This window comes from Porphyrobacter sp. CACIAM 03H1, from assembly GCF_002215495.1.
Classification (GTDB): Bacteria; Pseudomonadota; Alphaproteobacteria; order Sphingomonadales; family Sphingomonadaceae; genus Erythrobacter.
In genome coordinates this window covers 1,473,667-1,494,998 of sequence record NZ_CP021378.1, presented here as the reverse complement: position 1 = coordinate 1,494,998, position 21,332 = coordinate 1,473,667, and the positions used below count along the sequence as shown (strand labels likewise).

The 21,332-nt window shown below is 69.9% G+C and carries 26 protein-coding genes and 1 tRNA gene; 17 read left to right on the top strand and 10 right to left on the bottom strand.

Features of this window, described 5'->3' with window-relative positions; genetic code table 11:
- Nucleotides 1-80 precede the first annotated feature (80 nt).
- The 7 genes from CBR61_RS07045 (at nucleotide 81) to CBR61_RS07015 (ending at nucleotide 5,518) form a co-directional block, all read left to right on the top strand.
- Nucleotides 81-854 carry a response regulator transcription factor gene (locus CBR61_RS07045; protein WP_088915506.1) on the top strand — a complete coding sequence of 258 codons (774 nt, stop codon included), beginning with the start codon at nucleotides 81-83 and terminating at the stop codon, nucleotides 852-854.
- Nucleotides 847-2,409 (top strand): sensor histidine kinase, encoded by a 1,563-nt coding sequence (locus CBR61_RS07040; RefSeq protein ID WP_088913723.1) that lies wholly within the window; start codon nucleotides 847-849, stop codon nucleotides 2,407-2,409. The genes CBR61_RS07045 and CBR61_RS07040 overlap by 8 nt, the downstream gene beginning before the upstream one ends.
- The gene (locus CBR61_RS07035) at nucleotides 2,406-2,873 is read left to right on the top strand and encodes an HPr kinase/phosphorylase (RefSeq protein ID WP_088915505.1); all 468 of its coding nucleotides are present in this window, start codon (nucleotides 2,406-2,408) and stop codon (nucleotides 2,871-2,873) included. Before CBR61_RS07040 ends, CBR61_RS07035 begins: the two co-directional genes overlap by 4 nt.
- Before the next feature lie 5 nt (nucleotides 2,874-2,878).
- Complete coding sequence (gene rapZ / locus CBR61_RS07030) at nucleotides 2,879-3,802, top strand: RNase adapter RapZ (RefSeq protein WP_088913722.1); 924 nt, start codon at nucleotides 2,879-2,881, stop codon at nucleotides 3,800-3,802.
- Between the two features lie 112 nt (nucleotides 3,803-3,914).
- On the top strand, nucleotides 3,915-4,343 hold the full coding sequence (locus CBR61_RS07025; protein WP_088913721.1) for a PTS sugar transporter subunit IIA: 429 nt from the start codon (nucleotides 3,915-3,917) through the stop codon (nucleotides 4,341-4,343).
- An 11-nt stretch (nucleotides 4,344-4,354) separates the two neighbouring features.
- A complete protein-coding gene (locus CBR61_RS07020; protein ID WP_088913720.1) occupies nucleotides 4,355-4,633 on the top strand; it encodes an HPr family phosphocarrier protein in 279 nt (92 codons plus the stop codon).
- Nucleotides 4,634-4,720: 87 nt separating this feature from the next.
- Nucleotides 4,721-5,518 carry a TrmH family RNA methyltransferase gene (locus tag CBR61_RS07015; RefSeq protein WP_088913719.1) on the top strand — a complete coding sequence of 266 codons (798 nt, stop codon included), beginning with the start codon at nucleotides 4,721-4,723 and terminating at the stop codon, nucleotides 5,516-5,518.
- Here the strand turns inward: CBR61_RS07015 and CBR61_RS07010 are convergent.
- From CBR61_RS07010 to recR, 6 genes are all read right to left on the bottom strand, one after another.
- Nucleotides 5,515-6,255, bottom strand: coding sequence for a hypothetical protein (locus CBR61_RS07010; protein WP_157696528.1), 741 nt, complete (start codon nucleotides 6,253-6,255; stop codon nucleotides 5,515-5,517). The genes CBR61_RS07015 and CBR61_RS07010 overlap by 4 nt on opposite strands.
- A 113-nt stretch (nucleotides 6,256-6,368) precedes the next feature.
- Entirely contained in the window at nucleotides 6,369-6,590 is a 222-nt protein-coding gene (locus tag CBR61_RS07005; RefSeq protein ID WP_088913717.1) for a hypothetical protein, read from the bottom strand.
- Nucleotides 6,587-8,062, bottom strand: a complete 1,476-nt coding sequence (gene rmuC / locus CBR61_RS07000; RefSeq protein WP_088913716.1) for a DNA recombination protein RmuC — start codon at nucleotides 8,060-8,062, stop codon at nucleotides 6,587-6,589. Before rmuC ends, CBR61_RS07005 begins: the two co-directional genes overlap by 4 nt.
- A 49-nt stretch (nucleotides 8,063-8,111) precedes the next feature.
- A complete protein-coding gene (locus CBR61_RS06995) occupies nucleotides 8,112-8,504 on the bottom strand; it encodes a DUF1622 domain-containing protein (protein WP_233996900.1) in 393 nt (130 codons plus the stop codon).
- Between the two features lie 202 nt (nucleotides 8,505-8,706).
- The gene (locus CBR61_RS06990) at nucleotides 8,707-9,282 is read right to left on the bottom strand and encodes a peptide deformylase (RefSeq protein ID WP_088913715.1); all 576 of its coding nucleotides are present in this window, start codon (nucleotides 9,280-9,282) and stop codon (nucleotides 8,707-8,709) included.
- Between the two features lie 66 nt (nucleotides 9,283-9,348).
- A complete protein-coding gene (gene recR, locus CBR61_RS06985) occupies nucleotides 9,349-9,945 on the bottom strand; it encodes a recombination mediator RecR (RefSeq protein ID WP_088913714.1) in 597 nt (198 codons plus the stop codon).
- Between the two features lie 113 nt (nucleotides 9,946-10,058).
- Between recR and fmt the strand changes: the two genes are divergently transcribed.
- The 3 genes from fmt (at nucleotide 10,059) to CBR61_RS06970 (ending at nucleotide 12,984) form a co-directional block, all read left to right on the top strand.
- A complete protein-coding gene (gene fmt, locus CBR61_RS06980; protein WP_088913713.1) occupies nucleotides 10,059-10,964 on the top strand; it encodes a methionyl-tRNA formyltransferase in 906 nt (301 codons plus the stop codon).
- A gap of 81 nt (nucleotides 10,965-11,045) precedes the next feature.
- Nucleotides 11,046-11,786: a tRNA pseudouridine(38-40) synthase TruA gene (gene truA / locus CBR61_RS06975; RefSeq protein ID WP_088913712.1), complete on the top strand. Its 741-nt coding sequence runs from the start codon at nucleotides 11,046-11,048 to the stop codon at nucleotides 11,784-11,786.
- 88 nt (nucleotides 11,787-11,874) lie between these two features.
- The gene (locus tag CBR61_RS06970) at nucleotides 11,875-12,984 is read left to right on the top strand and encodes a zinc-binding dehydrogenase (protein WP_088913711.1); all 1,110 of its coding nucleotides are present in this window, start codon (nucleotides 11,875-11,877) and stop codon (nucleotides 12,982-12,984) included.
- A 25-nt stretch (nucleotides 12,985-13,009) separates the two neighbouring features.
- Here CBR61_RS06970 and CBR61_RS06965 read toward each other — a convergent pair whose 3' ends face one another.
- The 3 genes from CBR61_RS06965 to CBR61_RS06955 all read right to left on the bottom strand — a co-directional run bounded on the left by CBR61_RS06965 (nucleotide 13,010) and on the right by CBR61_RS06955 (nucleotide 15,205).
- Complete coding sequence (locus tag CBR61_RS06965; protein ID WP_088913710.1) at nucleotides 13,010-13,513, bottom strand: hypothetical protein; 504 nt, start codon at nucleotides 13,511-13,513, stop codon at nucleotides 13,010-13,012.
- A gap of 85 nt (nucleotides 13,514-13,598) precedes the next feature.
- A complete protein-coding gene (locus tag CBR61_RS06960; RefSeq protein ID WP_088913709.1) occupies nucleotides 13,599-14,588 on the bottom strand; it encodes an asparaginase in 990 nt (329 codons plus the stop codon).
- Nucleotides 14,589-14,620: 32 nt separating this feature from the next.
- Nucleotides 14,621-15,205: a GNAT family N-acetyltransferase gene (locus CBR61_RS06955; RefSeq protein WP_088913708.1), complete on the bottom strand. Its 585-nt coding sequence runs from the start codon at nucleotides 15,203-15,205 to the stop codon at nucleotides 14,621-14,623.
- A 68-nt stretch (nucleotides 15,206-15,273) separates the two neighbouring features.
- Between CBR61_RS06955 and CBR61_RS06950 the strand changes: the two genes are divergently transcribed.
- The 3 genes from CBR61_RS06950 (at nucleotide 15,274) to asd (ending at nucleotide 17,024) form a co-directional block, all read left to right on the top strand.
- Nucleotides 15,274-15,349: transfer RNA gene (locus CBR61_RS06950), tRNA-Val, on the top strand.
- 32 nt (nucleotides 15,350-15,381) lie between these two features.
- Nucleotides 15,382-16,134: an SDR family oxidoreductase gene (locus tag CBR61_RS06945; RefSeq protein ID WP_088913707.1), complete on the top strand. Its 753-nt coding sequence runs from the start codon at nucleotides 15,382-15,384 to the stop codon at nucleotides 16,132-16,134.
- 44 nt (nucleotides 16,135-16,178) lie between these two features.
- Nucleotides 16,179-17,024, top strand: coding sequence for an archaetidylserine decarboxylase (asd, locus tag CBR61_RS06940; protein WP_088913706.1), 846 nt, complete (start codon nucleotides 16,179-16,181; stop codon nucleotides 17,022-17,024).
- Nucleotide 17,025: 1 nt separating this feature from the next.
- On the opposite strand, the gene CBR61_RS06935 is transcribed toward asd, so the two are convergent.
- Nucleotides 17,026-17,583: a TlpA family protein disulfide reductase gene (locus CBR61_RS06935; RefSeq protein ID WP_172835930.1), complete on the bottom strand. Its 558-nt coding sequence runs from the start codon at nucleotides 17,581-17,583 to the stop codon at nucleotides 17,026-17,028.
- Nucleotides 17,584-17,614: 31 nt separating this feature from the next.
- Between CBR61_RS06935 and argH the strand changes: the two genes are divergently transcribed.
- Genes argH through CBR61_RS06915 form a run of 4 tightly spaced genes read left to right on the top strand, consistent with a single transcriptional unit; the run spans nucleotide 17,615 to nucleotide 21,316 of the window.
- Nucleotides 17,615-18,991, top strand: coding sequence for an argininosuccinate lyase (gene argH, locus CBR61_RS06930; RefSeq protein WP_088915503.1), 1,377 nt, complete (start codon nucleotides 17,615-17,617; stop codon nucleotides 18,989-18,991).
- Entirely contained in the window at nucleotides 18,988-19,227 is a 240-nt protein-coding gene (locus CBR61_RS06925; protein WP_088913705.1) for a hypothetical protein, read from the top strand. The genes argH and CBR61_RS06925 overlap by 4 nt, the downstream gene beginning before the upstream one ends.
- 12 nt (nucleotides 19,228-19,239) lie before the next feature.
- Nucleotides 19,240-20,499, top strand: a complete 1,260-nt coding sequence (gene lysA, locus CBR61_RS06920; protein WP_088913704.1) for a diaminopimelate decarboxylase — start codon at nucleotides 19,240-19,242, stop codon at nucleotides 20,497-20,499.
- A gap of 7 nt (nucleotides 20,500-20,506) precedes the next feature.
- Nucleotides 20,507-21,316, top strand: a complete 810-nt coding sequence (locus CBR61_RS06915) for a precorrin-2 dehydrogenase/sirohydrochlorin ferrochelatase family protein (RefSeq protein ID WP_088913703.1) — start codon at nucleotides 20,507-20,509, stop codon at nucleotides 21,314-21,316.
- Nucleotides 21,317-21,332: the final 16 nt, after the last annotated feature.

The following is a 21,332-nucleotide window of genomic DNA, read 5'->3' as shown; positions in this document are numbered from 1 at the left end:
ATGCCGCGCCGATTGCGAAGGCTGCGCGATGGCGCTACCCAAAGTCCCCAGCGATGGCGGCGGCCAGGAGGATCGAGCCCATGTCCGACAGCACCACCGAGCCCGCGCCGACCCTGCCCGAGAGCGGGGCGGGCGAGGCGCGCAAGCTCCAGATCGCGCTGGTCGACGATGATCGCAACATCCTCACCACCGTCTCGATCGCATTGCAGGCCGAAGGATTCGCCACCCGCCTTTATTCCGACGGCGAAACCGCGCTGAAGGCGCTGCTCGACAATCCGCCCGATCTTGCCGTGTTCGACATCAAGATGCCCAAGATGGACGGGATGGAACTGCTGCGGCGGCTGCGCGAGAACTCGGCGCTCCCCGTCATCTTCCTCACCAGCAAGGACGACGAGAGCGACGAGGAGGCGGGGCTGGAACTTGGCGCGGACGATTACATCGCCAAGCCCTTCAGCTTGCGCCTGCTGATTGCCCGCATCCGCGCGATCCTGCGCCGCGCCGAGCCGGTCGCGGCGGGCACCGGCCCTGCCGCCAGCCCGGAGCCGGCCCCCGCCAGCCTCACCCGCGGGCGTCTGTTCATGGACCCGGCGCGCCATCAGGTGACATGGCAGGGCGAGGCGGTGAGCCTTACCGTCACCGAATTCCTGATCCTCGAGGCGCTCGCCATCCGCCCGGGCGTGATCAAGAGCCGCAACCAGCTGATGGACGCCGCCTACCCGGACGATGTCTTCGTCGACGACCGCACGGTGGACAGCCACATCAAGCGGATGCGGCGCAAGTTCAAGCTGGTCGATCCCGGCTTCGACGCGATCGACACGCTCTACGGTGCCGGATACAGCTTCACCGATGGCTGAACCGCAGCGGCGCGCGAACGGGACCGAGCAGCTGACCGCGACCGGACGCTTCGCGCTCACGGGCCGGATCCTCGCGGTCAACATCCTGCCGCTGCTGATCCTCGGCGGCGGGCTGTTCTATCTCGACAGCTACCGCACGCAGCTGATCAACGAGCGGTTCAAGCTCGCCCGTATCGAGGCGCAGATCACTGCCGAGGCGCTCGCCGGCGCGACCCGCCAGCGGCAGGAGGCGCTGCTGGTGCAGATCGGCAAGGAGCAGCGCATGCGGCTGCGCACCTTCGATGCTCAGGGGCGGCTCACGGCCGACAGCTTCGCGCTTGCCGAACCTGCCTTCCGCTTCAACGACATTGCCGACGACGACTGGGAACAGAACTTCGCCCGCTGGCTCGACCGCACGGTCGACACCATCGTCGCCGCCGAACCGGTGCAGGATTATGTCGAGCCGGAGGCGCAGGAGGCCGATGCCTGGCCCGAGCTTGCCCGCGCGCGCGAACTCGGCCTGTCGCAGGTCCGGCTCTACGACTGGCGCGACGGCACGCCGGTGATCACCGCGGCGGTGCCGGTGGGCCTCCAGGGCGCGACCCTCCTGACGGTGCGCAACGCGGTCGACATCACCGAAAGCGTGCGCGCGGCGCGCACCACGCTGTTCGTCGCGATGCTGCTGGTGATGGCGGCCTCGGCGCTGCTCTCGCTGTTCCTCGCCCGCACCATCGTCACGCCCCTTCGCCTGCTGGCGCGCGCAGCGGTGCGGGTGCGGCAGGGGCGCGACCGCGAGGTCGAGGTGCCGCGCCTGCCCCAGAGGAGCGACGAGATCGGGCTGCTCGCCCGCGCGGTCTCGGACATGACCGGCGCCCTGCGCCAGCGCATCGACGCGGTCGACAGCTTCGCGGCCGATGTCGCGCACGAGATCAAGAACCCGCTCGCCAGCTTGCGCAACGCGATCGACACCCTGCCGCGCGTGGACGATCCCGAACTGCGCCAGCAGCTTGTCGGCATCGCCGCCCACGACGTGCGCCGGATCGACCGGCTCGTCACCGAGATCGCCGCCGCCAGCCGGGTCGATGCCGAGATCAGCCGCGCGACGCTGGAGCGGGTCGACCTCGCCGCGCTGTTCGAGAATCTCATCCGCAGCCGCGAGGACCGCGGGATGAACGGCGGTCGCCGGCTCGAACTCGACGCAGCGCATGACGGACCGGCGCGGGTGATGGGGGTGCCGAGCCAGCTCGAACGGGTGGCCGAGAACCTGCTCGACAACGCCGTGTCCTTCTCGCCGGAAGCGGGCACCGTTCGCGTCACGATCCGGCTTGCCGGGCGCCATGTCGTCACCGAGGTGTGCGACGAGGGCCCCGGCATCGCCGCCGACGCGCGCGAGGCGGTGTTCCGCCGCTTCCATTCCGACCGGCCCGAGGGCGAGAGCTTCGGCAACCATTCGGGCCTCGGCCTCGCCATCGGGCGCGCCATCGCCGAGGCGCACGACGGGACGCTGATTGCCGATGCCCGCCCCGACGGCGCGGGCGGCGCGTGCCTGCGCCTGACCCTGCCCGCGGCGCCATGACTGCGGAGGTCCATCAGGCGAGCGCAGTCGCGATCGGCGGCCGCGCGCTGCTGATCGAGGGCCCGCCCGGCAGCGGCAAGTCGAGCCTCGCGCTGGCCCTGATCGATCGCGGCGCGGGACTGATCGGGGATGACGCGGTGACGCTGGCCCCGGCGGACGGGCGCCTGATCGCCGCCCCCCCGCCCAACATCGCCGGCCTGATCGAGGTGCGCGGCGTGGGGCTTGTGCCCCTGCCCTGCGCGTCCCCTGCCCCGGCCGCGCTGATCCTCACACTAGGAGGGCCGCCGCCCGAGCGCCTGCCGCTCGCCCCGCTGCCTGCCCGCACCATCGCCGGGGTCGCCATCCCCGTGCTCGCCTTCGATCCCGGCCCCGTCGCGCCGGCCCTGCGCGCCGAATGGGCGCTGCGGGTGCATGGGCTCGTATTCGAACCATCTTCCCTTTGCGCCCCGGTGCGGTCAGACTAGGGCCGATGAGCCAGCCCGAGCCCAGCCCCGCCCCGCCCGAGAAGCGCCAGCTGCTGCTCGTCACCGGGCTTGCGGGCGCGGGCAAGTCGACCGCGCTCGACGTGCTCGAGGATCTCGGCTGGGAGACCATCGACAACTTCCCCGTGCGGATGCTCAAGCGCCTTGTCACCATGCCCGACGAGACCCGCGCGCCCCTTGCGATCGGCTTCGATTCGCGCACCCGCGGGTTCGTGCCGAACGACATCATCGCGCTGGTGAAGGATCTCGGCGCGCGGCCCGATCTCGCGCTCACCTCGCTGTTCCTCGATTGCGGCGGGAGCGAGCTCGAACGCCGCTTCAACGAAACGCGTCGCCGCCATCCGATGGCAGCCGGCCGTCCGGTGCTGGACGGCATCGCCGCGGAGCGCGAGCTGCTCGAGCCGTTGCGCCGCTGGGCGGAGGTGCTGATCGACACCACCGCGCTCACCAGCAATGACCTCCAGGCCCGCGTGCGCGAGCTCTTCGCCCCCGCCGAGGCCGAAACCGCTTTGACCCTCACCATCTCGAGCTTCGGCTTCGCGCGCGGGATGCCGCCGCTTGCGGACCTCGTGTTCGACATGCGCTTCCTCGACAACCCGCACTGGGTGCCGGGCCTCAAGGAGCAGACTGGGCAGGACGCGGCGGTGGGCGAGCATATCGAGCGTGACCCCGCCTTTGCCGACGTCTTTGCCCGGATCCGCGACCTGCTGCTGGTGCTGCTCCCCCGCTATGCAGCGCAGGGAAAGCCCTATGTCCACGTCGCCTTCGGCTGTACCGGAGGGAGACATCGCTCGGTGTTCACCGCCGAACGGATGGCAGAGGCCTTGCGCGCGGCGGGATTTTCGCCCACTGTCCGGCACCGCAACCTGGGCTCGCGCGCGGCCGACGCCATCGAGGGCGATCGCCGCTGACACCCGGTGCCGGATTTCGGCCGCGCAATGCAATGCAAGGCGCATTGTCGGCCATGGTATAAACGCGTAAGGCAGCCCCACGGGCGGGCAGTTAACGGACCCCTATTCACACATGATCGGCTTGATCCTGGTAACCCATGGCCGCCTCGCGGACCAATTCGTCGAGGCGATGGAGCACGTGGTCGGCCCGCAGGAAGGGATCGTCACGGTCTGCATCGGCCCGAATGACGACATGGAGCAGCGCCGCGCCGAGATCGCCGCGGCGATCGCCGCGGTCGACACCGGCAAGGGCGTGATCATCCTAACCGACCTGTTCGGCGGCACGCCCTCGAACCTCGCGATCTCGCTGCTCGATGGCGGGCACGTCGAGGTGATAGCGGGGATCAACCTGCCGATGCTCATCCGGCTGGCCGGCGCGCGCAAGGCGATGGACGTGACCGCCGCGGTCCACGCCGCGCAGACCGCGGGGCGCAACTACATCACCATCGCCAGCGAGCTGCTTGGGGCCGACACGGCGCCGCCCGCAAGGGCCAAGGCTTGAGAGTCGCCGCCGTGGGGGAGGCAAGGCAGAGCGTCACCATCGTCAACCGCCGGGGCCTGCACGCCCGGGCGAGCGCGAAGTTCGTCGGCGCGGTCGCGGCCCTGCCCGAGGGGCTCAAGGTCACCGTCAGCAAGACCCCGCACAGCGCCGCCGGGGGATCGATCCTCGGGCTGATGATGCTCGGCGCGGCCAAGGGCGACACGGTCGAGGTCGCGGTCGAGGGTGACGGCGCGGATGCGGTGCTCGCCGATCTGGTCGCGCTGATCGCCGACGGCTTCGGCGAGGATTGATACCACGAGGCCATTCGCCTCGAGCGCAGTCGGGAGGCCGGTGCGAGGTGTCTCGACTACGCTCGACACGAACGGCATAGGCTCACCATGCGCAAGCACATCACCGGCTTTTCCAATCCGACGGTCAAGTACCTGCGGTCCCTGCGCGACAAGAAGCACCGCAAGCGCGCGGGCCAGTTCCTGGTCGAGGGCCTGCGCCTGCTCGAGGACGCGCGCGCCTCCGGGCGCGTGCCGCGCACGCTGGTGATGGCCGAGGGGCGCGAGCATCCCCTGCTCGGGCGGCTCGAGGCCGAAGTCATGGCGGCAGGCGGCGAGGTGATTGCGACGACGCCCGACATCTTCTCCAAGATCACCGGCAAGGAGAACGCGCAGACGGTTGCGGGCGTGTTCGACGAGTGGGACACCGCGCTGGGGCGGCTGGACCGGAGCGCCGCGCCGATCTGGCTGGCGGCGCAGGCGCTGCGCGATCCGGGCAATCTCGGCACGATGCTGCGCACCTGCGACGCGGTCGGCGCGGGCGGGCTGATCCTGATCGACGACTGCGCCGACCCTTTCAGCGCCGAGGCGGTGCGGGCGAGCATGGGCGCGGTGTTCACGGTCGGGCTGGCGCAGGCGCGGTGGGAGGAGTTCGTGCCGTGGCTGCGGGGCGGAGAGGGACAGCTGGTCGCGGCGAGTTTGCGCGATGCGGTGCCCTATCGCGGCGCGGCCTACCAGGCGCCGTGCTTCATCCTTGTCGGCAACGAATCGCAGGGCCTGCCCGAGGACTACGAGATGGCCTGCGACCTGCGTGTGACCATGCCGATGAAGGGCCGGGCGGATTCATTGAACGCGGCCGTGGCAGGGGCGGTGCTGGCCTACGAGGTGCTGGCGGCGCTCGGCAACTAGTCGCCCGCGATCAGCGCGGTGATCCGCCAGCCCTGTTTGGTGTCGGTCGCGAGGAGGCGATAGTCGATCAGGCTGCGCAGCTTCGCGGTCTCGACGAAGGCGGTTCCGCCCCCGCCGGGCAGGACGATCTGCGTGAAGGACTTGCCCGGACCTTCGGAACCTTCGGCAAAGTCGACGATCGCCCAGTTCAGCTGCCCCGAGGCGGGCGATCCGGCATCGGGCTTCGGATAGGCGGGCACGGCCGGCCCGAGCGTCAGCATGCCCCGATAGGCATCGGCGTCCGCGGGCGTGTTGGCGAAGATCCACGGCATCGCCGCAGCGCCGCCGTCCTGTTGCCCGCAGCCCAGCGGCAGCAGGGCGGCGATCTCGTCCCACAGCCGGTAGCCCGGATCGTCGAGCCGTCGCCGCAATTCCTTCACGCCCGCGCCGCCGCCGAAATCGAGCCGGATATCGGGATCGACGAGCGCAGCGAGCGCGTCGGCATCGCGGCGCGCGACGGCCGCTTCCAGCTTCCCGCGGAATTCCGTCCAGCCCGGCAAGGCGGCACAATCGTCGCGCGGCGGGTAGCTGACGGAATTGAGCACCGGCCTGGTCGCGCCGGAGGGTGCGGGCCCGCCCCCCTGCGTGCCGCGCTCCCGGGCGGCGGGCTGATCCTCCACGTCTCCCGCAGGGCCCTCGCCGCAGCCGGCGAGGAGCACCAGCGCCAGCAATCCCGACGTCGCGAAACCTGTCTTCATGTCCGGCCTTTCGATCATCTCGCTGCCGCGAACCGCGCAAGCCGCGCCGGGTGCAGTCGCGGCACCGGGACTTACACCTAATGCACCCCACGGTTCCATCCGGGCTTAGGCGATCACGCGTTGCCGGTGGACCAAGGATCGAGCGTCATGTCGACCGTCGGCGTTCCCTCGCCCGGACGCGGGACGCGCGCCTTGAAGGTGAAGCTCTGTGGGGTCGACCAATAGCGGTCGAGCATCCACAGGCGCGAAAGGCCCCAGACGATCGAGGGGTGATGCTTGCCGGGGTTGATCTGCGCGAGCTGCCAGCCCGAACACCAGCCGCCCGTCCGTCTCACTCCGCCGCGTCGCGATTCTCGCTTTCGTTCTGTTTGTGAGGCGCTTCCAGCGCTGCAACATCTTCGGCATTGTAGCGCGGGGCGCTCGCCACCAAGGGCACCTCGTCGATCTCGCGCTTGCCGATCTCGACGCCCTTTTCCGCGAGCCGCCGACCGGAGGACAGCACGTTGCGTTCGAAGCTTCCGACGAATTTGTTGTAATTGTTGACCGCGCTTTCCAGCCCGCCACCGACGCGCTTGAGATGCTCGGCGGCTGTGGCGAGGCGATCGTAGAGCTCGGCGCCCATCCGGCCGATCTCCTGCGCCTCTTTCGCGAGACCGTCCTGCCGCCACACCTGTGCCACCGTGCGCGCGATCGCAACGAGGTTGGTGGGGGTCGCCAGAAGCACGCGCTTGTCGAAGGCGAAGTTCCACAGGTCCGGATCAGCCTCGAGCGCGGCGGCGACGAAATGCTCGCCGGGCACGAACATCACCACGTAGTCGGGCGCGTCCTCGAACTGCGACTGGTAGCTCTTGGCTCCCAGCGTCTGGACATGGTTGCGCATCGAGCGGACATGATCGGCCAGCGCACGGGCGCGGGCCTCGTCGTCGGTCGCCTCGAAGGCCGCCTGATAGGCGTTGAGCGAGACCTTGGAGTCGATCACCAGCACCTTGCCGCCGGGGATGCGCACGATCGCGTCGGGGCGCAGGCGACCGTCCTCGGTGGCGACCGAGTGCTCCATGATGAAATCGGTGTGCTGGGCGAGGCCGCACTGCTCGAGCAGGTTCTGCAGCGCCTTCTCGCCCCAGCGGCCCCGCGCCTTGGGCGCGTTGGTGAGCGAATTGCCGAGCCGCTGCGCCTCGCGCCGCACCTCGTCCTGCCCCTTGCGCATTTCCTCGATCAGCCGGTTCAGCCCGGCGAAGGCATCGCTGCGCTTCGTCTCGAGTTCGGCGACCTGCTTTTCGTAGCTGGCAAGCTTCTCGCCCACCGGAGAGAGCAGCGCCTTGATCTTCTGTTCGCCCGCTTCCTCGGACTGGCGGAAGCGCGCCTCGGCCCGTTCGAGAAACGCCTTCTGCGCCTGTTCGAGCACCCGGCTACCGGCGTTCTCGAACTCCTTCTTCAGGCTCTCCTGCGCGGCAAGCAGCGCGGCCTTCTGTTCGGCAAAGGCCTTCTCACGCTCGGCCGAGGCGCTTTCGAGCGCGGCGAGGCGCTGCGCCAGATCGGCGCGCTCGGCCTGCACCGCGTCGAGCCGCAGCAGCAGCCCGTCAGCCTGGGCCGCGCGCTCCTTGAGGCCCGCCACCTCGATCCGCGCCTCGCCCAGTTCGGCGACCGCGCGCTTGAACTCGGCCTCGTCCTCGGCCGCCGCACGCTCCGCATCGGCCAGCCGCGCGCGCAGATCGGCGAGCGGGCGGGAGGCGAGGAACCAGCCGCCGGCTCCGCCAAGGACGAGACCGGCAACAAGCGCGAGGAGGGGGAGAATCGAGGTATCCATATCCCGTTCCTACACGGAACGAAAAGAGAACGCCAGCCCCCGCGCGCGCCTATCCCCCGTCCTTTCCCGCAGCTTGCCCCGATCCCTCGGCCTTCGCCTTCTTCTGCCACGGCCAGCGCCCGTCGATCTCGACCTCGAGGCTGAAGCTGAGGAAGGTGCGGATGAGCACGATGAGGCCGAGCACCGCCACGCTTTCGAGGGTCGGGTCGATGGCGACGGTGCGGATGATGTCGGCGGCGACGAGCAGCTCGAGCCCCGTCAGGATCGCGCGGCCTAGCATCCGGCGGAAGATGGCGACGCGGTCCTCACCGGACGTCGCACCGGGCCTTGCCAGTCCCGCGGCGGCGATCAGCGCGCCGAGAACGATGACCGCCAGCCCGGCGAGTTCGAACACCTGCGCCACACCGCGGGCGACGGCGAGCATGGTCGCATCGTCGATCATGCGCGGGGTTACCCTGGTGGAGGCGGCGAGGTTCCAACGGCAAGCAAGCGGGGCCCCGGGTCAAGCCCGGGGAGGAGAGAGAAAGCAGCCGGGCGATAGCATCGGCCCGAAGGGCCGCGAGCGCACGCGCGCGAGCCGCAGCGGCCGCAGCTCTGCTGCGCGTCTAGCGAGGACGAAGGCGCGGCGGCGCCTTCGCAATCAATTACGCCGCGCGCCTGATCTTCTCGAGCTTCTTCAGCACCATCGCGCGCTTGAGGCGGCTGAGGTGGTCGATGAAGAGGATGCCTTCGAGGTGGTCCATCTCATGCTGCAGGCAGGTTGCCATGAGGCCTTCGAGGTGTTCCTCGTGGGTGTTCCCCTCGAGGTCCTGATAACGGACGGTGCACGTCGCCGGGCGATCGACGTCGGCGTAGATCTCGGGGACCGAGAGGCAGCCTTCCTGATAGGTCGAAAGCTCCGCCGCCGGATCGAGGATCACCGGGTTGATGAACACCCGCGGTTCCTTCTTGGTGGCCGGATGCGTGTGCTTGTGCCCGCCGTGGCTGGTGCATTCCACCGGCGGCGCGTCGGGGTCGTCCGGCTGGAGATCGATCACCAGCACCCGCTTGGGCACGCCGACCTGGATCGCGGCCAGACCGATGCCGGGGGCGTCGTACATCGTCTCGAACATGTCTTCGACGAGCTGGTTCAGCTCGGGGCCGAATTCATGCGGTTCGACCGGGGTCGAGACGACTTTGAGCCGGGGGTCCGGCACTTCGAGGATTTCGCGGATAGCCATAATGCGCGCAAGATAGGGCCCGCGCCGCCTTCCGGCAAGCGCGATGCTCCGATCAGGGTGATCGGCTCAGCCGACCGGCCTTCTCGCCCGCAAGGCCTGCGCCAGCGTGCCCTCGTCGAGATAGTCGAGCTCGCCGCCGACCGGCAGGCCGTGGGCGAGCTGGGTGACGCGCAACGGGTATGCCTCCAGCCGTTCGGCGAGGTAATGTGCGGTGGTCTGGCCCTCGAGCGTGGCGTTCATGGCGAGCACCACCTCGTCCACGCCGCCCTCCTCGACCCGCGCGAGAAGGCTGGCGATGTTGAGGTCCTCGGGCCCCACGCCATCCAGCGCGGAGAGCCGCCCTCCGAGCACATGGTAGCGCCCGGGGAACAGGCGCGCGCGGTCGAGCGCCCAGACATCCGAGACTTCCTCGACCACGCACAGCGCGCGCGCGTCGCGGCGCCGGTCGGCGCAGATGCCGCAGGGGTCGCGCGTGTCGACATTGCCGCAAATGTGGCATTCGACCAGCGTCTCGGCGACCCCCGCCAGCGCCTCGAGCAGCGCAGGCAGCGCGCTTTCGCGGTGCTTGACCAGCCACAGCACCGCCCGCCGCGCCGAGCGCGGGCCGAGGCCGGGCAGGCGGGCGAGCGCGGAACTGAGGGCTTCGATTTCCTGTGAGGCCATGCCTTGTCCTCTAGCCGTTCGCCCTGAGCTTGTCGAAGGGCTGCTCTTTTCTTTTCCGTGGTCGAAAGTAAGGACAGCCCTTCGACAAGCTCAGGGCGAACGGACGTAATCTAGTGCGCATCATTTTCATGGGAACGCCCGATTTCGCGGTGCCCGCCCTGCGCGCGATTCACGCGGCGGGGCACGAGATCGCCTGCGTCTACACCCAGCCGCCGCGCCCGGCGGGACGGGGCAAGAAGCTGATGCCCTCCCCCGTTCAGGTCGAGGCAGAGCGGCTGGGGGTGCCGGTCCGCTCGCCCGTTTCGCTGCGGGGGGCGGAAGCACAGGCGGAGTTTGCCGCGCTCGGGGCCGATGTTGCGGTGGTCGCCGCCTATGGCCTGATCCTGCCCCAGCCGGTGCTCGATGCGCCGCGGCATGGCTGCCTCAACATCCACGCCTCGCTCCTGCCGCGCTGGCGCGGGGCGGCGCCGATCCACCGGGCGGTGATGGCGGGGGACGGGGAAACGGGCGTCACGATCATGCAGATGGAGGCGGGGCTCGATACCGGGCCGATGCTCCACAAGGTGACGGTGCCGGTGGGGCACAAGACCACGGGCGAACTGTTCGAGGAGCTGGGCGCTTTGGGGGCTGCGGCGATGGTCGAGGTGCTGGCCGACCTCGCGGCCTTCCCGCCCGAGGCGCAGGATGATGCGGCGGCGGTCTACGCCCCCAAGATCGACAAGGCCGAGGCGAAGATCGACTGGTCGCAAAGCGCCGAGGTGATCGAGCGCCTCGTTCGCGGTCTCGCCCCCTTCCCGGGCGCATGGTTCGAACTGGGCGGAGAACGGGTCAAGCTGCTGCTCGCCGAGGTGGTGGAAGCCAGCGGCGTTCCCGGCACGGTTCTGGACGAGGATTTCGCCATCGCCTGCGGTTCGGGCGCGATCCGGCCCCTGAAGCTCCAGCGCGCCGGAAAGCCGGTGCTGGAACGGGTGGAATTCCTGCGCGGGCGGCCGGTGTCGGCGGGGACGGTGCTTGCCTAGGCCCTTCGCCTCGAGCGCAGTCGAGAGGCCCTGCGCAGGTGTCTCGACTTCGTTCGACACGAACGGCTAGGGCAGGACGGCATGACCCGCTTCGCCCTCACCCTCGAATTCGACGGGACTCCCTTCTTCGGGCTGCAACGCCAGTCGCACGGCCCGAGCGTGCAGCAATCGGTGGAGGACGCGCTGCACCGGATCACCGGCGAGACGGTCGTCATGCATTCCGCCGGACGCACCGATGCGGGCGTGCACGCGTTGGCAATGCGCAGCCATGTGGACATCGAAAAGCCCTTCGATCCCTTCCGCCTGATGGAGGCCCTCAACGCGCACCTCAGGCCCGATCCGGTTGCGGTCACCGACTGCGCGGTGGTGCCCGACGACTGGCACGCGCGCTTTTCCTGCACCGGGCGGCGCTATCTCTACCGCATCGCCAACCGCCGCGCGCCGCTGACGCTGCTGCGCGACAGGGCGTGGCACGTGCCCCAGCCGCTCGACGCCGAGGCCATGCATCGCGCCGCGCAGGCCTTGGTGGGGCGGCACGATTTCACCACCTTCCGCTCGGTCCATTGCCAGGCCGCCGATCCGGTGAAGTCGCTGGACGAGCTGCGGGTCGAGAAAGTTGGCGAGGAAATCCACATCCACGCCGCCGCGCGCTCCTTCCTGCACCATCAGGTGCGCTCGATGGTGGGTTGCCTCAAGCTGGTCGGCGCGGGGACGTGGCCGGAGAGCCGCATCGCCGAGGCGCTGGCGGCGCGGGATCGCAATGCGCTGGGCCTCAACGCCCCGCCGCACGGGCTCTATTTCGTCGAAGCCACCTATCCCTGACGACCTGACGTAAGGTCACCCTAGCCATCGCGTGATTGCGGGCGTAGCGAAAGCGCAACTCGCAACGACGAACAAAGGGAAACGCAGGATGACCACCGGAAAGCAGCTCTTCACCACCCTCACCGCCGACGGCAAGCTGACGCTCGAGGTGGCCGAAAGCCAGTTCCCCGCGCCCACCGGCAATCAGGTGCTGGTGAAGATGGAAGCCGCACCCATCAACCCGAGCGACCTCGCGATCCTCACCTCCGCCGCCGATTTCGAGACCGCCGAATACACCCCCGGCAAGGTCGTGGCGACCATGCCCGAGCCCTTCCTCACCGGCAACAAGGCGCGCCACGGCCAACGCCTGCCCGCCGGTAACGAGGGCGCGGGTACGGTGATCGCCACCGGCGACAGCGACATGGCCAAGGCGCTCATGGGCCAGCGCGTCGCCTGCGTGCCGGGCAACGCCTTCTCGCAATACGCCATCGCCGACGCCATGATGTGCCTGCCGCTGGGCGACCATTCCTCCGAGACAGGCGCCTCCAGCTTCGTCAACCCGATGACCGCGCTCGGCTTCGTCGAGACCGCGAGGATGGAAGGCCATTCGGCCATCGTCCACCTCGCCGCCGCATCGAACCTTGGCCAGATGCTCAACCGCATCTGCATCGAGGACGGGATGAAGCTGGTGAACATCGTCCGCAAGGACGAGCACGTCGCGCTGCTCAAGTCGCAGGGCGCGCAATATGTCGTCAACTCCTCGGCCCCCACCTACATGGCCGACCTGCGCGCCGCGATCGCCGAGACCGGCGCCTTCCTCGGCTTCGATCCGATCGGCGGCGGGCAGGCGTCGGACGGCGTGCTGAAGGCGATGGAGCAGGTCGCGGTCAGCCAGATGAGCGAGTTCTCGCGCTACGGGTCGAACCAGCAGAAGAAGATGTACATCTACGGGCGGCTCGACCTGTCGCCGACCATCCTGACGCCCTCCTATGGCCTGCAGTGGAGCATCGCCGGCTGGCTGCTGACGCCCTTCCTCCAGCGCGCCGGCATGGAAACCGTGGTGCGGATGCGCAAGCGGGTGATCGACAATCTGACCACCACCTTCGCCTCGCATTACAAGGCGAAGGTGACGCTGGAAGGGATGCTCGAGAAGGAGGCGATCTGCGACTACCGCCAGATGAAGACCGGCGAGAAGTACCTCGTCACGCCCTGGGGGTGATCAGGCAGGGCGCCGCGCGGCGGGCTCAGGCCCCGCCGCGCGCGCTGAGAAACATCGCGCGGGTCTTGCGGGCAAGGTCGGCCCCCGAGAGCCGGTCCTCGGGCGCGGTGAAGAAGGCGCCGGTGTCGGCTGCCGCCACCAGATCGTTGCAGCGCCCGGTGAAGCTCTTCTGAAAGCGGTATTGCGCATCGCTGCCCGCATCGACGCCCGTCAGGGTCATGGCCGAGGCCCAGACGGCAGGGCCGTGGATCGCGTTGAACCGCTCGCGCGCGGAGACGACATCGCCGCGGATGCGGGCGAGCGCCTGTTCGGACGGGATCGCCGCGTCCGCCGCCATCCGCTCTCCGATTGTCTCGCCCCAGCCGGCAAGGCCTTCGTAGTTCACGCCGAAGCCGAGATGCTCGCAGACGTAGGCGGTCACGAGCACATCGGCGAAGCGCGCGGAACCGCCGTCGGCAGCGCTCACCAGCCGGTCGTCCGCCATCGTCATGGCCGCGAGCGGCAGCATCAGGGACATCGTGAGGGACATAGGATCGCTCCTTGTTTTCCAGCGACATAGCAGATTATGGGCGGGACATGAACCGCCCATGAGCGAAGGGCAGCGACAGAAGCGCTCACCCCCCGTCGAACGCCGCCTGCACCGCCTCCGCGCCGGTGATGCCGTTCGCCACCAGCACCATCAGCAGCACCCGCGCCTTGGCCGGGCCGAGCGCGCGCGCGGCGACCAGCCCGAGACGGTCGTCCTCGACCTCGACATTGCGGTCGACCAGCCCCTCGTCGATGCGGCTCGCGCGCACCACCGGCACGCCGCTCGCCGCCGCGCGGGCGAGCGCCTCCAGCACCACGGCGGGTGCATTGCCTTGCCCCATCCCAGCGAGCACGATCCCGCGCGCGCCGATGCCGAGCAGCGCCTCGACCGGCTTTTCGTCCATCCCCGCCCCCGCCGTCAGGATCGCGACGCGCGGCAGCTCGGCCGGGAAGGAATAGCGCGCGCCCTCGCCCATCCGGTGCGGGGGGCCGAACCAGTCGAGACTCGCCGGCGTGACCCGTGCGAGCGGACCTCTCGGGAAGCTGCGGAAGGCGTCGATGCTGCTGGTCGCGGCCTTGCGGGCATCGCGCGCGGCGAGCACTGCGTCGCCCATCACCAGCATCACGCCGCGCCCCGCCGCCGCCGGATCGCCCGCGACCTTCACCGCGTTGGCGAAGTTCCGCATCCCGTCCGCCCCCACCGCGTCCGCCGGTCGCATCGCGCCGACGAGGATGACGGGCTTGGTCGTCGGCAGGGTGAGATCGAGCAGCAGGCCGGTCTCCTCTGCCGTGTCGGTGCCGTGGGTGACGATTACCGCATCGATAGCGGGATCCTCCATAGCTCCCGCGCAGGCCACGTGGAGCGCCTGCCACTCGGCGAAACCGATGTCCTGCGAACCGATGCGGGCGATCTCGTGCGGGACCAGTTCAGCCGCCAGCCCGAGCGCCGCGAGATGACCCACCAGCACCTCCAGCGAGAGGCCCCCGGGGCGATAGGCCGCTCCCGTCCCGCCCGCGCCCGCGCCCGCAATCGTGCCGCCCGTGCCGAGAACGAGGATGCGTGGTGACCTGGTCATGCCGATGCCCTAGCCGCCCCGATCGTCCTCGCCTAGACCTGCTCGCCGAACTGTTCGAACACCGCCGCAAGCCCCGGCACGTCGGGCTCGGCGCGCAGGGCCGCAAGGGCCTCGGCGATGTCGATCTCGAGCACCGAGACCCCGCCTTCGTGGCCCACTCCTTCCGCACCCAGCGACCGCGCCAAAGCCAGCGCCGGACGATTCTCGGGCAGGATGTGAACAGTGAACCGCTCCAGCCCCTCGCGCGCGCAATCGAGCAGCAGCACCGCCGTCAGCAGCCGCGCGAGGCCGCGGCCGTGATATTCGTCGATCACCGCGACCGAATACTCGGCCGCTTCCGGATCGTCGGCATCGCGGAAGGCGTGGACGACGCCGAGCGCGGGCGTATCGGCAAGGTCTGAGCGCAGCGCGCCCCAGGCGATGTGGTCGTGCCCGTCCGCGCTCGCCAGCGCGCGCAGCACCTGCGGCGGTGCCTCGCGCATTCCAGAGAAGAACCTCAGATAGCGCGACTGTGGCGAGAGGCGCGCGATCCCCTCCTTCAGCCGCGCCTCGTCCTCGGGCCGGACGCGGCGGATGCAGACCGGGGTGCCGTCGTTGAGCTGGGTCTGAATGGTCATGGCCTGAAGGTTCTACCAGCTTGACCGCCGCGCGGACACGGGTAAACCGCCCGGACGCGCGCGCCTTGGGGCGGTTAGCTCAGTTGGTAGAGCATCTCGTTTACACCGAGAGGGTCGGCGGTTCGAGCCCGTCACCGCCCACCAGGCGCACGGCATCAACGGGGAGGCTGCGGGCGATGGACCTAGGGCTCGAAGGCAGGACGGCGCTCGTTCTGGGTGCCAGCAAGGGGCTGGGCCGCGCGATCGCAGCGGCGCTTGCGGCGGAAGGGGTCGAGGTCATAACCGTCGCACGCTCGGAGGGCGCGGACACGGGCGTGCTCCACATCACCGCCGATCTCGACGATCCGGATGCGCCTGAAGCCATCATCGCGGCCGTGCGGGACGCGGGCCGCTCGCCCGACATCCTCGTGCTCAACGCCGGCGGGCCGCCGATGGCCGGTGCCGCCAGCGCCACCCCTGCGGACTTTGCCGCGGTCTTTCCGCGGATGTTCAACGCCCAGATCGCGCTCGCTCAGGCGTTTCTTCCCGCCATGCGCGAGCGCGGCTTCGGCCGGATCCTCGCGGTCGCCTCGACCAGCCTTCTCACCCCGATCCCCGGCCTCGTGCTCTCCAACGCGGTGCGCGCGATGCTGGCCTCCTGGTGCAAGACCCTCGCCGCCGAGGTCGCCGCCGACGGGGTGACGGTGAACCTGCTGCTGCCCGGCCAGATCGCCACCGACCGCCTCTCCAGCCTTCATGCCGCGATGGCCGCCGGACAAGGCCTCGCTGCCGAGCAAGTCACCGCCCGCTCGGTCGCGGCGATCCCCGCCGGGCGGCTCGGGCGGCCGGAGGAGTTCGGCGACATCGCCGCCTTCCTCGCCTCACCGCGCGCGGGCTTCATCACGGGAAGCGCGATCAAGGTCGACGGCGGGCAGACCGCGACACTCTAACCCCTGCGCTTGCGCACGGACGCCAAGGCCCCTAGCGCGGCGCCATGTCGTCCCTGTTCATCGCCCTCCAGCACATCCTCCCCCAGCATGCCCTTTCGCGCCTCGCCGGCAGCCTTGCCGCGAGCGAGACCCCGTGGCTGCGCGATGCGCTGATCCGCCGCTTCGCCCGCGCCTACGGGGTCGATCTGTCCGAGGCCGCGCGCGGGATCGGGGAGTTCGCGAGCTTCAACGACTTCTTCACCCGCGAGCTGAAGCCCGGCGTGCGGCCCCTGGCCGATGCGGGGCAGTTCATCCTCTCGCCTGCGGACGGCGCGGTGAGCCAGCTCGGCCCCGTCAGCGGTGGACGGATCATCCAGGCCAAGGGACGCGACTACAGCGTGGCGGAGATCCTCGGCTGCGGGCCCGATGAAGCCGCGCGGTTCGAGGGCGGGAGCTTCATCACGATCTATCTCAGCCCCAAGGACTACCACCGCGTCCACATGCCTGCAGCCGGCACGCTCGCGGCGACGAGCTACATCCCGGGCGATCTCTATTCGGTCAATGTCGCCACAGCCGCCGGGGTCGACCGCCTCTTCGCCCGCAACGAACGCCTCGCCTGCCGTTTCGACGGCCCGGACGGGCACTTCGCCAGCATCATGGTGGGGGCGATGATCGTCGCCGGGATCGACACGGTCTGGCCCAACCGCTTCCGCACCCATGCGCACGCGCCGGTGCACGAGGATTTCGCCGGGCAAGGCCGCAGTTTCGCCGCCGGTGACGAGATGGGGCGCTTCTACCTCGGTTCCACGGTTGTGCTGCTGTTCGAGCCGGGCCGGGTGGCGTGGCGCAAGGACCTGAAAGCGGGCGATCCCCTGCGCATGGGCGAGGCGATCGCGCAGCGGCTCAGCTAGGTCACTTCGCGGCGAGGCTGCCGCGGATCAGCGCCGCCGCCTCGGGCGTGCCCCATTCGTAGCCGCCGGTCACCCGCAGGACCTCCTTGCCGCTGGCGTCGAACAGGATCGTCAGCGGCAGCACGCCTTCAGGGGTGAACTGGGCCGATAACTCCGTCTCGGGGTCGAGCCACGGCTCCAATCGCGTGTAGCCGCCCTTGGCGAAGAACGGCGTCACCACCTCGGCCCCGCGGATGTCCTGGCTTATGGTCAGAACCCGCACCTCGCTCTCGAGTTCGGCGGCAAGGGCATCGAGTTGCGGCATTTCCTTGACGCAGGGCGCACACCATGTCGCCCACAGGTTGACCAGCACCGGTCCGTCCTGCGCGCCCAGATCGAGCGTGTTGCCGGCCGGATCGGCGAGCGTGATCGCCGGCATGGGGGTGCCGGCGAACCTGCGCTCCACCGTGCCCGCCGCGCCCGCCGCCGTCTCAACCGGTTGCGCCGGGGCCTCTGCGGGCCTATCGCAGCCCGCCAGCAGCAGGAGCGATACGGCGAGAATGACAGGCGAGCGGGACATGACGGGCTCCGGAAGCAGTGCGACCAACGCCATGTGGGGCGGCCGCTTCGCCGACGGCCCTAGCGCCATCATGCGCGAAATCAACGCCTCGATCCCCTTCGACAAGGCGCTGTGGCGGCAGGACATCGCCGCGAGCAAGGCCCATGTCGCGATGCTCGGCACGCAAGGGATCATTCCGGCCGAGGATGCGCTGGTGATCGCCAACGGCCTCGATGCCGTCGCCGCCGAATACGAACGCGACGGCGTGCCGGAGGATTGGGACCGCGAGGACATCCACATGACCACCGAGGCCCGGCTTGCCGAGCTGATCGGACCGGTCGCGGGACGCCTCCACACCGCGCGCAGCCGCAACGACCAGGTGGCGACCGACTTCCGCCTCTGGGTGCGCGATGCCTTCGTCCAGATGGACGAGGGGCTTGCCGCCTTGCAGCGCGCGCTGGTGACACGGGCGGGTGAGCATGCGGACAGCATCATGCCCGGCTTCACCCACCTCCAGACCGCTCAGCCCGTGACGCTCGGCCATCATTTGTTGGCTTATTACGAGATGTTCCGGCGCGACCGCGCGCGGATCGCCGACGCAAGGGCGCGGATGAACGAGTGCCCGCTCGGGTCGGCGGCGCTTGCCGGCACCGGCTTTGCCATCGACCGCGAGGCCACGGCGCGCGCCTTGGGATTCGACCGGCCGACCGCCAATTCATTGGACGCCGTGTCCGACCGCGATTTCGCGCTCGATTTCCTGTGGAGCTGCTCGGCCACCGCGCTCCACCTCTCACGCCTCGCGGAGGAGCTGATCCTCTGGGCGAGCCAGCCCTTCGGCTTCATCCGCCTGCCCGACAGCCTCTCGACCGGCTCCTCGATCATGCCGCAGAAGAAGAACCCCGACGCGGCCGAACTGGTGCGCGGCCATTCGGGGCGGGTGATCGGCGCGCTGACTAGCCTGATGATCACCATGAAGGGCCTGCCGCTCGCCTATTCCAAGGACATGCAGGACGACAAGCCGCCGGTGTTCGAGGCGGCGGGGCTGATGGCGCTCAGCATCGCGGCGATGACGGGCATGATCGCCGGCGCGACCTTCAATACCGCCCGGATGCGCGCCGCGGCCGAACTGGGCTACGCCACCGCGACCGACCTTGCGGACTGGCTGGTGCGCGCGCGCGGCATCCCGTTCCGCGAGGCGCACCACATCACCGGCAGCGCGGTGAAACTGGCGGAGCAGCGCGGCATCGCGCTCGACCAGCTGGCGCTCGCCGACCTGCAGGCGATCGATGCGCGGATCGACAACAGCGTCTATGCCGCACTGTCGGTCGATGCCTCGGTGGCGGCGCGCGCGTCCTATGGCGGAACCGCACCCGATCAGGTCCGTTTGCAGGTCGCTGCCGCGCGTGCGGTGCTGGGTATGGAGGAATGATGCGCCGCCTTGCCGTTCTGAGCCTCGCCGGGCTCGTCGCTGCCTGCGGCACCGCCGCCCCCCTCACCCCGCCCGAGGGCGCAAGCCTGCCGACCGCTCCCTATGGCGCGAGCGAGAAACCCTCGGCCGAGGAATTGCTGCGGCGCGAGGCGCTCGCCGCGCCCGAACGCAGCGTCGAACTGCGCCGCCGCTCCGAAGAACGCCAGGACGATCCCTTCGACCTGCCCCCCGAATAGAAACGAAACCCGATGGACCACTTCACCTACCGCGACGGCGTGATGCACGCCGAGGACGTGCCCCTGCCCCAGATCGCCGAGGCCGTCGGCACCCCCGTCTATGTCTATTCGCGCGCAACGCTGGAACGCCACGCGCGGGTGTTCCGCGAGGCGCTGGACAGCGTGCCGGACAAGCTGATCGCCTTTGCCGTCAAGTCCAACCCCAACCTCGCCGTCTTGAAGGTGCTGGGCGCGGCCGGCATGGGTGCCGACGTCGTCTCGGTAGGCGAGATGCGCCGCGCTCTGGCAGCGGGAATCGCGCCGGAGAAGATCGTTTTCTCGGGCGTGGGCAAGACCGCCGCCGAGATGATAGCCGCGCTTGAGGCGGGGATCGGCCAGTTCAATATCGAGAGCGAGGAAGAGGGCGTCGAGCTGGCGGAGATCGCCGCCGCGCGCGGGCTGACCGCGCAGTGCACCTTGCGCATCAACCCCGATGTCGATGCCGGCACCCACGACAAGATCTCGACCGGCAAGGCCGACAACAAGTTCGGCGTGCCGATCAGTGAGGCGGGGCAGATCTTCGGCAAGCTCGCTGGCCTTGCGGGCGTGAACCTGCGCGGCGTGGCGGTGCATATCGGCAGCCAGCTCGCCGATCTGGCTCCGCTGGAAGCCGCCTTCGGCAAGCTCGGCACGCTGGTGCAGGCCCTGCGCGGAGCGGGCCACACGATCACCCATGTCGACCTCGGCGGCGGGCTCGGCGTACCCTACCGCGTGGGCGAGGTGCTGCCGGCGCCGGCGGAATACGGCGCGATGGTCGCGCGGGTGACGAAGGACTGGGGCGTCACCCTGATCTTCGAGCCGGGCCGGGTGATCGCGGGCAATGCCGGCGTGCTGCTGACCCGGGTGGTGCGGGTCAAGCGCGGGATCAGGGATCCCTTCGTGATCGTCGACGCGGCGATGAACGATCTCGCCCGCCCTGCCCTCTATGGCGCCTATCATCATTTCGAGGCGGTCGAGCCGCGGGGCGCACGCATGACCGCCAACATCGTCGGCCCGATCTGCGAGACGGGCGACACCTTTGCCATGGGCCGCGAATGCGACTTGCTGGAGGCGGGCGACCTCGCCGTGTTCCGCACCGCCGGGGCATATGGCGCGACCATGGCCTCGTCCTACAATTCGCGCGGTTTCGTCGCCGAGGTGCTGGTCGACGGCGACCGCTTCGCCGTGGTCGCCGACCGGATCGAGGCGGGCGCGATCATGGATGCCGAGCGCGTGCCGGAATGGCTCGCCTGATCCGGCCATGAGCCGTATCGCCAGCCTGCCGCTGTTCCACCGGATCGCGGGGCAACAGGTGCTGGTGCTGGGTGACGGCCCCGCCGCGGAACCCAAGCGGCGGCTGGTCGAACGCGCGGGCGGCGTGATCGTCGAGGATTTCGCCCAGGCGGTGGACGAGGGCGTCCGGCTGGCCTTCATCGCCTTCGACGACGCCAGGGCCTGCGAGGTGGCGGCGATCAATGCGCGCTGCGCCGGGATGCTGGTCAATGTCGTGGACCGACCGGAACTGTGCGATTTCACCACGCCCTCGATCCTCGACCGCGATCCCTTGCTGGTGGCGATCGGGACCGGGGGTGCTTCGGCGGGTCTTGCGAAGCACGTGCGGCTCAGGCTGGAGCGGGTCTTGCCCGAGACCCTCGGCGCGCTCGCGCGGGCGCTCGAGGCGGCGCGGCCGGTGCTGCGGCGGCGCTTTCCCGACGGGGCCGAGCGGCGCCGCGCGGTGGATGCCGCACTGCGTGAAGGCGGGCCGCTCGATCCGCTCGATCCGCAAGCCTCCACGCGTGTCGCGGCATGGGCCGAAAGCGGGGCGGCGCATCGGGGCGCGGGCGCGGTTTTCGAGATCACCCTGACCAGCCCCGACCCGGAGGACCTCACCCTGCGGCAGGCGCGCCTGCTGGGCGAGTCGGACGTGCTGTGCCTCGACGGTGCGGTGCCGGCGGCCATCCTCTCCCGCGCCCGCGCCGATGCCGTGCGGCGGGCGCTGGCAGAGGGCGAAGGTGTGGATGCCGAAGCCGCTTCGGGCCTCGTCCTGGTCCTGCGCTGGCGGCCCGGCTAGAGGCGCGGCCCGCACA